Here is a 13,698-nt window from a genome sequence, read left to right on the forward strand (position 1 = left end):
TGGCTTTTGCCTGTCGGCGCCGGGTCGCGCCGGTGTTCAGCGCGGATTCAGGCGGTCCAGCAGCAGGTCGCAGGCCTTCAGCGCCCGGCTGAAGTCCAGCTTGGCCACGGCCGCAGACAGCTGGGACAGCTCGGCACCCAGCGCCCCGCCGTGCTGGGCGGCCAATTCCTCGCAGACGGCGACCGAGCGCATATTGCGCTCGACCAGCAACTGGCGCAGCCGGCGCAGCGCTTCCAGCGGCTCGACGGACTCCGTGACCGCCGCCGGCGCTGGCGGGCTGGGCACGGAAACGGTCGACAGCGCAGCCAGGCTGGCATCGAGCAGCGTCTGCAGGCCGACCAGGTCGACGCCGACCGAACCGCCGCCCTCGCGCAGCGCCAGTTCCTGGCGGCCGGCCAGCGCGGCCAGGGCGGTGGCGCCGACGGCGCCGGCCAGGCCACGCAGCGTGTGCAGCACGCGTGTCGCGTCGGCCAGGGCCTGCTGCTGCAGATGGCGCCTCAGCGCTTCCATCTCGCCGGGCGCATCCTGGGCGAAGGACTTGGCGAGGCGTTCGTACAAGGCCGCCCGTCCACCGAGCCGCTGCAGGGCGGCCTCGCGCTCGAGCAGGGGGGCTGGCGGCGGCAGCGGCGCGGGCCGCAGGGGGATGGGGCCGACGTGGCGGCGCAGGCTGGCGACGAGCTGCTCCAGGTCCACCGGCTTGGCGACGTGGTCGCGCATGCCGGCGGCGAGACAAGCCTGGCGGTCGGACTCCATCGCATTGGCCGTCATCGCGATGATGAGGCTGTCGGGCCGGCGCGCGAGGATGCGCTGGGTGGCCTCGAAGCCGTCGATGTCGGGCATCTGCAGATCCATCAGGATGGCGTCGAAACGCGGCTCGGCGACCTGGGCCTGGTGGGCACCCTCGACACCGCCGCCCGCCACCGTCACGACGGCGCCCTCGCCTTCCAGCAGTTCCTGGGCCACCTGCTGGTTGAAGCCGTTGTCCTCCACCAGCAGCAGGCGCATGCCCAGCAGCCGCGGTTCGGCCGCGGCGCGCGGCAGCGCCGCGGGCTGCCCGCGCGTGGCCTCGGCCACGGCGTCGTGCAGCATCGAGGCGGTGACCGGCTTGACGAGATAGCCGCCCAGGCTCTGGATGTCCTGCTCGCTGCGCTCGGCCAGCAGCTCGCGGCCATGGGCCGTGACCATGATGATGACGGGCGCATCGGACTCATGGCTGTCGCGGATGCGGCGCGAGGTCTCCCAGCCATCCAACCCCGGCATGCGCCAGTCCATCAGGATCAGCTCGTAATGCGGCTCGCCGCGCTCGGCGGCCTCGTGCACCAGGGCCAGCGCCTGTTCGCCGCTGGCCGCCATGTCGCAGTCCCAGCCGAGGCTGCCGCCTATGCCCTGCAGCACCTCGCGAGCCATGGGGTTGTCGTCGACGATGAGGACCTTGAGGCCGCGCTGGGCCGTGTCCTCCTCGGCGGCGTCGGCCACCGCGATGGGCAGGGTCAGCTCGAAATGGAAGCGGCTGCCCTCGCCGACCCGGCTGTCCACGCGCAGCTCGCCGCCCATCAGCGCCACCAGCCGCCGGCTGATGGCCAGGCCCAGGCCGGTGCCGCCGTAGCGGCGTGACGTCGACTGCTCGGCCTGGCTGAAGCCGACGAAGATGTGCTCGAGCTTGTCCGCCGCGATGCCGATGCCGGTGTCCCTGACCTCGAAACGCAGCCGCGCCTGGCCGCTCTCCATGCCCAGCAGCGACAGGCCCAGCACCACCTCGCCGCGCTCGGTGAACTTCAGCGCATTGCCCGCCAGGTTGAGCAGCACCTGGCGCAGCCGCGTCGCGTCGCCGACGAGGGCAGCGGGCAGGCGCGGGTCGAGGCGGAACAGCACCTCGATGTCCTTGCTGCCGACATTGGCCGACAGGATGACGGCCAGCTCGCGCATGAAATCGCTGAGCGCGAAGCGGTGCGGGTCCAGCTCCATCTTGCCGGCCTCGACCTTGGAGAAGTCCAGCACGTCGTTGATGACGGCCAGCAGCGCCTGGGCGGCGGTGCGGGCCTTTGACGCATAGTCCAGCTGCCGCGGCGCGAGCTCGGTGCGCAGCAGCAGGTTGAGCATGCCCAAAGCGCCGCTCATCGGCGTGCGGATCTCGTGGCTCATGTTGGCCAGGAAGTCGCTCTTGGCCTGGCTGGCCGCCTCGGCGGCGACGCGGGCGCGCACCAGGTCGACCTCGGCGCGATGCCTCTCGGTCACGTCGATCAGCATCTGCACGACATTGACGAGGCGGCCACGCCGATCGCGGATGGCGCTGGCGCTGCCGTCCACAAACAGCTCGCCGCCGCCAGGCAGCGCGAAGCCGCGCTCGAAGCGGACATGCTCCAGCCGCGCCGTGGCCAGGCGCGTCAGCTCGCCGCCGGCCATGCGGCCGGGGCGGAAGTCCGGCAGGTCGGCCAGCTTGGCACCGCGCAGCGCGCTGGCCTCGCGGCACAGCATGGCCGTCAATGCCTGGTTCACGTCGAGAATGACGCCCTGGGCGTCGCACAGCGCGATGCCCACCTGGGCGCGCTCGAAGACACCGCGAAAGCGCTGCTCGCTGTCGTTGAGGGCCCGCGTGCGCTGCTCCACGCGCGCTTCCAGCAGCTGGCGTTCGACGACGAGCTGCTCGGTCATCTGGTTGAAGCTGCGCGCCAGCTCGCGGAACTCGGCGAAGCCGCAGACCGGCGCGCGCTCGTCCAGCTTGCCGCCGGCGATGCGGCCGACGGCGCCGCTCAGCATCTCGATGGGTTCGACGAGGCGGCGGCCCAGCAGCAGGCCCAGGCCCAACGCCAGCAGCAGCGACAGGCCGAGGGCGATCAGCAGACGATCGCGCAGCACGCGGGCCGGCGCGAAGGCCTCGGCCGCGTCGATGTTGACGGCGATGCCCCAGTCCAGCGCCGGCAGATGGCGCCATGACGCGACGACCTCGGCGCCGGCGTAGTCGCGCGCCAGGCCGCTGCCGCTCTGGCCGAGCAGGCCCAGCACGGCGGGCGGCAGGCCCGGCGAGGCCAGGTCCAACGAGCCGGTCAGCGTCTGTGTCGGTGGCCGCTTGAGGTCGTTGATGAAGACGGCCCGATCGCCCTCGCGCTGCACCAGCACCGTCTCGCCGGTCAGCGCCAGGCCGGAACGCTCGGTCGCGACGCGCACCAGGCGGTCCAGGTCGAGCTGCAGCACGACGCTGCCCAGCACGCGGCCACCGTCGACGACGGGATGAACCAGGAAGAGCGTCGCCGGGCCTTCGCCGCGCAGGCGCTGGGCCGGCGTCAGCTGCGGGTCGAGCTGGCCGAGGGCACGCCGATGCGCCGCCAGCAATTCGCTGCCCTCGTAGGCGCCGCCGTCCAGCCGCGCCAGCTCGGGTGTCGAACCGGCGGGCGCCTTCATCGCGAAGCTGATGCGCCCGTCGGGCTGGACCAGCAGCACATTGATGTATTTGCCGCCGTCGTAGAGGCGTTCGAAGAAGGCACGGCTCTGCGGGCTCACGCGGGTGGCGACCGCATCGCCGCCCTGCACCAACAGCTCACGCGTATCGGTGGCCTGGGCGACGAGGCGGCCGTCCACCTCGACCTCGTTGAGGTACTCGTTGATCTCGTGCACCTTCTTGCGCGAGATCGCCACCAGGCCTTCGGTCACCGTGTCGCGCAGGCTGCTCTCGAAGCTGGCGAGCTGCCACAGCCCGACCAGGCCGAGAGGCAGCATCGACAGCAGCATGAGGCCCAGCAGCAGCACGGGCCCGACGCGCCATGCACGGCGCGTCGACTCCTGGACCGGCACGGCGGCGATCACGGCGCGCCCTCGACGTGCGGCAGCACCGCCATCCAGTGCTCGGCCGAGCGGAAGGTCGGCCACGGCGCGGGCTTGATGTAGCGCGGCAGCGCGAACACCTCGGCGAGCTGGCCACCGGGCTTGACCTGGGCGATGCGCAGCTGGCGCCACAGATGGCGGCTCTGGCTGTCCACGGCCCCCAAACCCTGGGGCGTGGACACGCTTTGCTGCAGCACATTGGCATTGACGACATCCGTCTGCACGCTGCCGACCTCGCGCACCGCAGCAGCCCATAGCTGCACGCCGATATAGGCCGACACCGCCGGATCGCTGGCCTGGATGCCTTCACCCTGGCTGCGCTTGAGCCGCGCCAGGAAGGCCTGGTTGGCCGGCCCGGGCTGCGACTGCAGATAGCTCCAGGCCGTGAAATGGCGGTCGAGCCGGCCACCGTCGTAGGCGGTCATCTCGGGCTCGGCGGCACGCAGTGACATCAGCGGCAGATCGGTCAGGCCGGCCGCCACCAGTGCGTCGAAGAAGGCGCGGTTGCTGCTGCCGCCGAGGGTGCTCAGCACGACATCGGGCTGGAACTTCTGCAGGTCGGCCAGCACGCCGCCCATGTCGGTGCCGGCCAAAGGCACATAGCGCTCGCCCAGCACCTGGCCGCCGCCGAGCTGGATGAAATCGCGCAGCATGGCATTGACGCGCCGTGGGTAGAGGGCGTCGGTACCGATGAGGTAGACCCGCCGGCCGAAGCCGTGCATGGCCCAGTCGGTGGCGGGCAGTGCATGCTGGTTGGGCGTCGGGCCGGTGTAGATGATGTGGGGCGACTGCTCCATGCCTTCGTAGGCCAGCGGATAGAACAGCAGATGGCGGTGGATCTCGACCACCGGCCTGACGGCCTGGCGGCAGTTGGACGACCAGCAGCCGAACAGCGCCACCGCATGCTCGGTGCTGATGAGGCGCTCGGCCGCCGCGGCCGCGATGCGCGGCTCGGAGCGCGTGTCCTCGATCTTCAGCTCGACGCGCCGGCCCAGCAGGCCGCCACCGGCGTTGATCTCCTCCACGGCCAGCTTGACGGTGGCCACCAAAGGCGCCTCGCTGGCCGCCATCGGGCCGCTGAGGGCATGCAGCAGGCCGATGACGATGGGGCCGCGGCTGGCATCGGTCGACGGCCTGTTCATCAGGAACAGGGCCAGCGCCACCGCCAGCACCAGCAGCAGGCCGCCCAGCAGCGCCAGTCGGGCCCGAATACCTGCCAGCATCAACCCGCCGCGCGCCGCGCCTCGGGCGAAATCAGCGGCAGCGTCAACCGCACCGTCGTGCCCACGCCGGGCGTGGACTCGACCTGGATCTGCCCGCCCAGCGCGAAGGTGACGAGGTTGCGCACGATGTAGAGGCCGGGCTCGCTGCGGTTGGGGCCGAAACGCGTCGAGAAGAAGGGATCGAAGACGCGGCCGAGCATGCCCGGCGGGATGCCCACGCCATGGTCCTGCACGGTGACGACGAGCTGGTCGGTGCCCAGGGCGCGCACGCGCAGATGGACCTCGCCGCCGGCCTCGCGGTAGGCGTGCTTGACGGCGTTCTGGATCAGCGTCGCCAGCACCTTGGCCAGCGCGCCGCGGAAGCTCAGCAGGTGCAGGTCGTCGCCGGCGTCCAGCTCGCAGCGCACCTGATGGGCCTCCAGCGCCGGTGCCAGGCCGGCCACCACCTCGTGCACCAGTTCCAGCAGCGAGAAGCTGCGGCGCTGGTCGCCGAAGTTGTCGGCCGTGGACTGCAGGAAGGAGTCGACGATGGACAGCGTGCGCTGCAGGTTGGACAGCACCAGGCCGACGCTCTCGTCGCTGACGCGCAGATGCTTGTCGAGGTCGCTGCGCTTGATGTTGCCCTGGGCCGCCAGGCCACGCAGATGGGTCAGGTCGTCCTGCAGCGTGCAGGCCGAGATCAGCGCATTGCCAAGCGGCGAGCTCAGCTCCTGGGCAATGCCCGAGATGGTACGGCCGACCGAGGCCAGCTTGTCGCGCTGGAAGAGTTCGATCTGCGAGCGCGCAAAGCTTTCGGACGCCAGCTTGAGGGCCAGTTGCGTGCGCACCCGCGCCTTGACGACGACGTCGACGAAGGGCTTGGGGATGTAGTCGACCGCGCCATGGGCGAAGCCCTCGGCCTCGTCATCGGCACTGCCCTGCACGGTCACGAAGATGACCGGCACGGCGCGTGTGCGCGGGTCGGCCTTCAGGCGGTCGCAGACCTCGTAGCCGCTCATTTCCGGCATCAGCACGTCGAGCAGGATCAGGTCGGGCAACTGCTGGGCGCAGAAGGCCAGTGCCTCGGCACCGCTGGTGGCCATGGAGACCTCGCATTCGTCCACCAGCAGCTGGTAGAGCGCATGGATATTGCTCGGCTGGTCGTCGACTACGAGGATGAGCGGCATGGCGGGCCAGAATAACCGCTGCACCTGCCCACCGACCAGTGGCATGCCCTGGGCTTTCCCCAGGGCGAGGGCGAGGATTCCGTCGCACATTCGGGCCCAGCGCCACCACCATAATCATCCGGTTGCCACCCGACCGCTCCATGCCCCAGCGCACGCTCACGCTCGGCCTCCTCTGGCTTGCCATGGCGGCGCTGCTGGCGCTTCTCGCCCTGCTTTGGAGCCTGCGTGGCGCGGGTGGCACGGCGGTCGATGTCGCGTTGGTGATTAATGCCCTTTTGCTGCCTCTGCCGCCGCTGTGCGTGTTCGCGCTGCGGCGCGGTGTCGACGTTGCCGATGCGCACAAGGCCGCGACCGAGGCCAAGACCCGCTTCCTGGCCCAGATCAGCCACGAGATCCGCACTCCCATGAACACCGTCATGGGCATGACGCAACTGGCCCTGCAGACCCAGCTCACGCCCGAGCAGCGCGACCTGCTGACCAAGGCCGACGCAGCCTCGCGCATGATGCTCGGCCTCGTCAACGACGTGCTGGACGTCTCCAAGATCGAAGCGGGGCATATGGAGATCGAGTCCCTGCCGCTGCGGCTGGAGGATGTCGTCGGCCAGGCCATGGAGCTGGTGCGGCCGGTCCATGCCAACCCCGCCGTCGCGCTGATCTGCGACTGGGCCGACGCCAGCCTGCTGGGCCAGCGCGGCCAACTGCGCGGCGATGCGCTGCGGCTGCAGCAGGTGCTGGTCAACCTGCTGACCAATGCCATCAAGTTCACGCCGGCCGGCCAGGTGCAATTGCGCCTGGCCGCCGCACCGACCGACGCGCAGGGCCGCGTACCGCTCAGCCTGACCGTGCAGGACAGCGGCATCGGCATGAGCACCGAGCAGCTCGAGGGCCTGTTCAGCGAATTCAGGCAGGGCGATGCCTCCATCCCGCGGCGCTATGGCGGCACCGGCCTGGGCCTGGCCATCACGCGCCGCCTCGTCGAGCTGATGGGCGGCACCCTGGACGTGCAGAGCCTGCCCGGCCGCGGCAGCAGCTTCGAGATGCACCTGCTGCTGCCGCTGGACGCCAACGGCACGCCCCCCGCGCCGCTGAAAGCCCAGCACCTGCTGCTCGCCAAGGCCAGCCCGGAAGGCCGCGAAGCCACGCTGGCGCTGCTGCGCCATCTCGGCCTGGGTCCCGGCCTGGCGGCGAGCACCGACGCCGCCAGCACGCTGGCCGCCCTGGTCGAGGCGCGCCAGTCCGGCACACCGTTCGAGTGGCTGTTGCTCGACTGGCAACTGCCCGGCCCGGGCGCGACCGGTGCCGAGCTGCTGGCCCAACTGCGCCGCGACCACCCCGCGCTGCGCATCGCCGTGCTCTGCCCGCCGGGCGCCGACGAAGGCCCGGCGCAGGCCCGCAGCTTCGGTGCCCGCGCGCTTTGCCCCAAGCCGCTGCTGCCGGGGGAGTTGCGCCGCCTGCTCGACGACGCAGCGACCGAGCGGCCCGGCGTGGATGCCCAATCCCTGGCCGGGCTGCGCGTGCTGCTCGTCGAGGACCACCCCATCAACCAGGAGATCGCGCTGCGCCTGCTGAGCAGCCGCGGTGCCCAGGTCGACGTCGCCGCCAACGGCCAGGAGGGCCTGGACCGCCTGCTCGCCCGCGGGCCGACAGCCTATGACCTCGTGCTGATGGACCTGCAGATGCCCGTGCTCGACGGCCTCAGCGCGACACGCAAGCTGCGCGAGCTGCCCGAGTTCGACGCCCTGCCCGTGCTGGCCATGACGGCCCATGCGCTGGCCGAAGAGCGTGCCCAGTGCACGGCCGCCGGCATGCAGGGCCATATCGCCAAGCCGCTGGACGTGAACCGGCTGGTGCGCGAGCTGCAGCGCTACCGCCCTGCTGCCAAGCCCGCGGTGCCGCAGCCGCCACGCCCGACACTGGACCTGCAGGTCGGGCTGCGCCAGTTCGACGGCCAGTCGGCGCTGTACCGCCGCACGCTGCGCGGCTTTGCCGACCAGTACGCCGCCGGCCTGGGCAGTTGGTCCGGCTGGCTGGCCAGCGGCGACTGGATCGAATTGCGCCGCGCCGCCCACACGCTGCAGGGCCTGGCCGCGACGCTGGGCGCCCAGCCGCTGCACCAGGCCGCGCTGGCGCTGGAGCGCAGTGCGGCGGCTGCCGATGCCGACGGTGCCGGCCGCCATCTCGGCCGCGTCGAGCCGGCCCTCGGCCTGCTGCAGGCCGAGATCGACACCGCCCTGGCACGCAACTGGGACGCTGCGACGGCGCCGCGCCCGAGCGGGCCGGGCGACGTGGCCGAACTGCAGCAGTTGCTGGCCCAGAGCGACAGCCGCGCCCTGGACTGGTGGCAGGCCCATGGCGCCCACAGCGGCCTCTCGCCGGAGCTGCGACAGCGCCTGGACCGTGCGTTGGCCGCCCTCGATTTCGACGCCGCGACCCTCGCATTGAAAGGCCAGGCTTGAGGACGCCGGTCATCGTCGTCCTGGGCCCCGTCGGCACGCGCTGGCTCTTCAAGGTCATCGTCGCCTCCGCGCTGTTCGCCTGGGCCAGCGAGGCCGCCCTGGGTGTCATCGAGCCCAGCGACCGCGTCGCCTACCCGCTGATCGCCACCGCCTTCGCGGCCCTGGCCCTGCTCGTCTGGCGCCGGCCGCTGCGGCTGCGCATCTGGCAGCGCACCGGCGTCACGCTGCTGGCCCTGTATTTCACCCTAAGCATGCTGGTCTTCACGCTGCGCCCCGACCCCGGGCCCAGCCTCTACACCCTGGGCAGCTTCACCCCCTGGGCCATGGGCGCCTCCCTGCTGCTGTTCGCGACCTGGCGAGCCCGCGAGGCGCTGTGGATCTCGCTGAGCCTGCTCGTCGTCATGCTGGCGCCGCCGACGCTGCTGCGCTTCTACGGCACGCCGCCGCAATGGCTGCTCGAGAGCTGGCCGCTGATCGCCAACCTCGGGCTGTGCCAGACCATGTTCTGCATCGCGCTGTGGGGCCTGTCGCGCCAGATCGGCCGCCTCACCCAACTCGCCCCGGCCGCCAGCGGCCTGACGACGGCCGAAGACCTCGTCAAGGCGCGGGTCGCCGAGCTCGAGCGTTCGCGGGCCGCCGCCGAGGCGGCGTCGCGGGCCAAGTCCGATTTCCTGGCCAACATCGGCCACGAGATCCGCACGCCCATGAACACCGTGCTGGGCCTGACCCGGCTGCTGCTGGAGGGGCGGCTGCACGCCGAGCAGCGAGGCCGGCTGACCGAAGTCGCCAAGGCCGGCGAATCCCTCGTCAAGCTCATCGACGGCCTGCTGGACTATGCCGACCTCGACGCCGGGCGCATGCAGCTCGCCAACGAGCCGCTGCAGCTCGAGCAATTGCTGGCCAGCGCCTTCGACGCCGTGCGGCCGGCAGCCCAGTCCAAGCAGCTGGAGCTGATCTGCGACATCGCCTCGCCCGAGCTGCTGGCCGCGTCCGGCGCGCGCCGCGGCGACGCGGTGCGCCTGACCCAGCTCGTCACCGAGCTCCTCGTCAACGCCGTCAAGTTCACGCCGGCCGGCCAGGTCAAGCTCAGCATCGCGGTGGACGCCGCCGGCGGCTGGGTGCTGCGCGTGCGCGACAGCGGCGTGGGGCTGGCGCCCGACCAGCTGGCGCGCCTCTTCACGCCCTTCGCCCAGGCCGAGGCCAGCGCCACACGGCGCTTCGGCGGTACTGGACTGGGCCTGGCCATCTGCCGGGCCCTGGCCGAGCGCATGGGCGGCACGCTGACCGCGCGCAGCTCACCGGGGCGGGGCAGCGAGTTCGAGCTCTGCCTGCCACCGGCGCCCTGCCCCGAGTTCGCCGCGCCGCCGCCCCCGCCGCCGCGGCGCGTCATGCTGGTGCAGGCGGCCTACAGCGGCGGCCACGAAACGCTGACCGCGCTGCTGAAGGCGCTGGCGCCGACCAGCCGCGTCGACCTGCTGGCCCAGGGCCGCCAGGCCCTGTCCCGCCTGGTCACCGTGCCGGCCAGCCAGCCCTACGACCTGCTGATCGTCGACTGGGTGCTGCCCGACATGGAGGGCAGCGAGCTGCTGGCCAGCCTGCGTGACAGCGGCCCGCCGCGCGCCCGCCGCACCGTGCTGCTGAGCGCCTTCGACACGCCGGTGCTGCGCGAACGCGCGCTGCGCCTGGGCGCCGAGGCCCTGTGCGCCAAGCCCCTGCTGCCGCACATGCTGCGCCGCCTGCTGGACCTGGGCCGGCCGCTGCCCGTCGACCTGCCGGCCGACCTGACGACGCCCGCCGCGCTGGACCCAGCCGGCCCCGCCACCGACTCGGCCACCTTGATCAGCGAGCTCGACACCCTGCTCGGCGAGGCCGACAGCAATGCGCTGACGCTGTATGAGCAGCATGAATCCGCCTTCATCGAAGCCCTGCCCGCCCGTCAGGCCAAGGCCCTGGCCGGTGCGATGCAGCGCTTCGATTTCGACGAGGCCCAGGCCGCGCTGCGCGGCGAAAGCAAGGACGGGAGCCCGCCATGACCCTGATGCCGCCCGAGGTCGCGTCCACGCCCCCGCTCATCACCCAGGCCACCGTGCTGGTCGTGGACGACACGCCGGCCAACCTGACCTTGCTGGCCCAGGTGCTCAAGCCCGACTACCGCGTGCAGCTGGCCGTCAGTGGCGCCAAGGCGCTGGAGATCTGCCGCCGCCAGCCGCCCGACCTGATCGTGCTCGACGTCATGATGCCCGAGCTGGATGGCTACGAAGTCTGCCGCCAGCTCAAGGCCGACCCGGCCACGCGCCGCGTGCCCGTCATCTTCCTGACCGCCCTGACGCGGCCCGAGGACGAAAGCGCCGGCTTCCAGGCCGGTGGCGCCGACTTCATCCACAAGCCCTTCAACCCGGCCACCGTGCTGGCGCGCGTGCGCACCCATCTGCAGCTCAAGCTGGCCGAGGACCATCTGCTGCGCCACAACGCCCAGCTCAGCGGTGAGCTGGAGGCGCGCCGGCGCGAGGTCGAGCGGCTGCGTGACACCACCCTCTTCGTCATGGTGGGCCTGGCGGAGTTCCGCGACGCCGACACCGGCAACCACATCCAGCGCACCCAGGAATACGTGCGCACGCTGGCGCAGTGGATCGCGGCCCAGCCCGATGGCCCCCTCGATCTGACTGCCGAGGCCATCGACGAACTGGCCAAGGCCGCGCCGCTGCACGACATCGGCAAGGTCGCCATCCCCGACGGCATCCTGCTCAAGCCCGGCAAGCTGTCGCCCGACGAATGGCAGGTCATGAAGACCCACGCTGAACATGGCGCCGACCTGTTGCAGCGCGCCATCGACAAGCTCGGCGAAGACGCCGGCCCGATGCTGACCTTCGGCAAGCAGATCGCCCGCCACCACCACGAGAAATGGGACGGCAGCGGCTACCCCGACGGCCTGGCCGGCGAAGCCATCCCGCTGTCGGCCCGGCTGATGGCCGTCGCCGACGTCTATGACGCCCTGATCAGCGTGCGCCCCTACAAGCAGGCCATGAGCCACGACGAGGCGCTGGCCTTCATCCGCGGCGGCAGCGGCAGCCATTTCGATCCACGCATCGTCGAGGCACTCAATGCCTGCCTCGACGAAGTCCGCGGCATTGCATCGCGATGGGCCGATTGAACGCTACCCCTCGCCCATCCTCGCACCGCTGAAACGCGGGCGAGTCTGGTCGGTCCCCCGAGGGGACGGCGACGCTCGCGGCATCGAGCCGCAAGCACGTCGCCCAGGCGGGCCGGCTAGGGAGCGGCCCGGCGCTCGGCCCGCAGACTCCACCGTCAGCAACAAAAGCGGCCGCGATAATCCTCCGCGTCTATGCAGTCCGGCCCCATCCTCAATATCTCCTGCTACCTCTTCGTCTCGCTGACCGACACGGCGGCGCTGCGCGACCTCCTCGAAGCCCGGGCGCAAGCCCTGGACCTCAAGGGCACGGTGCTGATCGCCGAAGAGGGCATCAATCTCTTCCTGGCCGGCTCGGCCGAGGCCGTGAACACCTGGGTAGGCGAGCTGCGCGCCGACCCGCGCTTCACGACGCTGACGCCCAAGGAAAGCTGGAGCGAGGTGCAGCCCTTCCAGCGCCTGAAGGTCAAGGTCAAGCCCGAGATCATCCGCATGAACCACCCGACCATCCGCCCCGACCAGGCCCCGCGCGCACCCGCGCTGGCCCCGGCGACGCTGATGCGCTGGCTGGACCAGGGCCATGACGACGACGGCCGGGAGCTTGTGATGCTGGACACGCGCAACGGCTTCGAGGTGGACGAGGGCGCGTTTGACGGCGCCATCGACTGGCGGCTGCACAAGTTCAGCGACTTTCCGGACGCACTGGCTGCCCATCGCGACGAACTTGTTGGCAAGACCGTGGTGAGCTACTGCACCGGCGGCATCCGCTGCGAGAAGGCAGCCATGGTGCTGGAGGAACAAGGCCTCACGGCCTGGCAACTCGACGGCGGCATCCTGAAGTACTTCGAGGACACCGGCGGCAAGCATTACCACGGCAACTGCTTCGTCTTCGACGATCGCCGAGGCGTCAATGCCGACCTGACCCCAACATGACCAGTCGATTTGGTGATTTCGCGCTGAAGGCCATCGGCATCCTCCTCATGCTGGCCGCGCTGGGCTTTGCCGTCAGCAAGGCGCCTGACCGCTCCCTGGAGAGCCTGGTGCCGCGCTGGGCGCCGCCGCCGTCCGATTTCGTCGACATTGACGGCCTGCTCGTGCACTACCGCGACGAAGGCCCCAGCAGCGACCCGCTGCCCATCGTCCTCATCCACGGCACCAGCGCCAGCCTGCACACCTGGGAAGGCTGGGTGGCCGAACTGAAGGCCACCCGCCGCGTCATCAGCTTCGACCTGCCAGGCTTTGGCCTGACCGGCCCGAACGCCGACAACGACTACAGCGACCCGCGCTATGTCGCCTTCGTGCGCCAGTTCCTGGCCCGCCTGGGCGTCGGCCGCGCCATCGTCGGCGGCAACTCCCTCGGGGGCGAAATCGCCTGGCAGCTGGCCCTGGCCGACCCGGCGCGCGTAGCCGGCCTCGTGCTCGTCGATGCCGCCGGCTTCGACTTCACGCCCGAGTCGCTGCCGCTGGGCTTCGCCATCGCCCGCATCCCCGTCGTGCGCGAGCCCATGCGCTGGGTGCTGCCACGCCGCGCCATCGAGGACAGCGTGCTCAACGTCTACGGCGACCCCAGCCGCGTCACCGCCGCACTGGTGGACCGTTACTACGAACTGGCGTTGCGCGAAGGCAACCGTGTCGCCTTGATGAGGCGCATGGACCAGCTCGCGCCCGGCCCCTACCAGCGCCTGCCCGAGATCAAGGTACCCACCCTCATCCTCTGGGGCGAACGCGACCGGCTGATCCCGCTGCGCTGGGGCCGCGAGTTCGAAAAGGCCATCGCGGGCAGCCGCCTGGTGGTTTTCCCGAAGCTGGGCCATGTGCCTCAGGAGGAAGACCCGGCTGCTACCCTTGCGGCCTTGCGCGACTGGTTGCCTCAGGTCGCCCGCTGA

8 protein-coding genes are annotated in these 13,698 nt (G+C 71.1%); 5 read left to right on the plus strand and 3 right to left on the minus strand.

The window, feature by feature from the left end; all coding sequences use genetic code 11:
• Window positions 1-36 precede the first annotated feature (36 nt).
• Genes AC1DW3_RS06740 through AC1DW3_RS06750 form a run of 3 tightly spaced genes read right to left on the minus strand, consistent with a single transcriptional unit; the run spans window position 37 to window position 6,208 of the window.
• Window positions 37-3,864: a response regulator gene (locus AC1DW3_RS06740; protein WP_477929818.1), complete on the minus strand. Its 3,828-nt coding sequence runs from the start codon at window positions 3,862-3,864 to the stop codon at window positions 37-39.
• Window positions 3,798-5,042 carry an urea ABC transporter substrate-binding protein gene (locus AC1DW3_RS06745; protein ID WP_477929820.1) on the minus strand — a complete coding sequence of 415 codons (1,245 nt, stop codon included), beginning with the start codon at window positions 5,040-5,042 and terminating at the stop codon, window positions 3,798-3,800. Before AC1DW3_RS06745 ends, AC1DW3_RS06740 begins: the two co-directional genes overlap by 67 nt.
• Window positions 5,042-6,208: a response regulator gene (locus AC1DW3_RS06750; protein ID WP_477929822.1), complete on the minus strand. Its 1,167-nt coding sequence runs from the start codon at window positions 6,206-6,208 to the stop codon at window positions 5,042-5,044. The genes AC1DW3_RS06745 and AC1DW3_RS06750 overlap by 1 nt, the downstream gene beginning before the upstream one ends.
• 140 nt (window positions 6,209-6,348) lie before the next feature.
• On the opposite strand from AC1DW3_RS06750, the gene AC1DW3_RS06755 reads away from it, so the two are divergent.
• The 5 genes from AC1DW3_RS06755 (at window position 6,349) to AC1DW3_RS06775 (ending at window position 13,698) form a co-directional block, all read left to right on the plus strand.
• Complete coding sequence (locus tag AC1DW3_RS06755; protein WP_477929824.1) at window positions 6,349-8,664, plus strand: hybrid sensor histidine kinase/response regulator; 2,316 nt, start codon at window positions 6,349-6,351, stop codon at window positions 8,662-8,664.
• The gene (locus tag AC1DW3_RS06760; RefSeq protein ID WP_477929826.1) at window positions 8,661-10,697 is read left to right on the plus strand and encodes an ATP-binding response regulator; all 2,037 of its coding nucleotides are present in this window, start codon (window positions 8,661-8,663) and stop codon (window positions 10,695-10,697) included. Before AC1DW3_RS06755 ends, AC1DW3_RS06760 begins: the two co-directional genes overlap by 4 nt.
• Window positions 10,694-11,815, plus strand: coding sequence for an HD-GYP domain-containing protein (locus AC1DW3_RS06765; protein ID WP_477929828.1), 1,122 nt, complete (start codon window positions 10,694-10,696; stop codon window positions 11,813-11,815). The genes AC1DW3_RS06760 and AC1DW3_RS06765 overlap by 4 nt, the downstream gene beginning before the upstream one ends.
• A gap of 192 nt (window positions 11,816-12,007) precedes the next feature.
• Entirely contained in the window at window positions 12,008-12,745 is a 738-nt protein-coding gene (locus AC1DW3_RS06770; RefSeq protein ID WP_477929830.1) for a sulfurtransferase, read from the plus strand.
• Window positions 12,742-13,698 carry an alpha/beta fold hydrolase gene (locus AC1DW3_RS06775; protein ID WP_477929832.1) on the plus strand — a complete coding sequence of 319 codons (957 nt, stop codon included), beginning with the start codon at window positions 12,742-12,744 and terminating at the stop codon, window positions 13,696-13,698. Before AC1DW3_RS06770 ends, AC1DW3_RS06775 begins: the two co-directional genes overlap by 4 nt.

The sequence above is a fragment of the Roseateles sp. P2_H4 genome (genome assembly GCF_056403315.1).

Excerpts from the sequence above, each read along its gene's own strand:
- AC1DW3_RS06775 (WP_477929832.1), top strand. The coding sequence starts at position 12,742 with ATGACCAGTCGATTTGGTGATTTCGCGCTGAAGGCCATCGGCATCCTC.
- AC1DW3_RS06770 (WP_477929830.1), top strand. The coding sequence starts at position 12,008 with ATGCAGTCCGGCCCCATCCTCAATATCTCCTGCTACCTCTTCGTCTCG.
- AC1DW3_RS06750 (WP_477929822.1), bottom strand. The coding sequence starts at position 6,208 with ATGCCGCTCATCCTCGTAGTCGACGACCAGCCGAGCAATATCCATGCG.
- AC1DW3_RS06755 (WP_477929824.1), top strand. The coding sequence starts at position 6,349 with ATGCCCCAGCGCACGCTCACGCTCGGCCTCCTCTGGCTTGCCATGGCG.
- AC1DW3_RS06745 (WP_477929820.1), bottom strand. The coding sequence starts at position 5,042 with ATGCTGGCAGGTATTCGGGCCCGACTGGCGCTGCTGGGCGGCCTGCTG.
- AC1DW3_RS06765 (WP_477929828.1), top strand. The coding sequence starts at position 10,694 with ATGACCCTGATGCCGCCCGAGGTCGCGTCCACGCCCCCGCTCATCACC.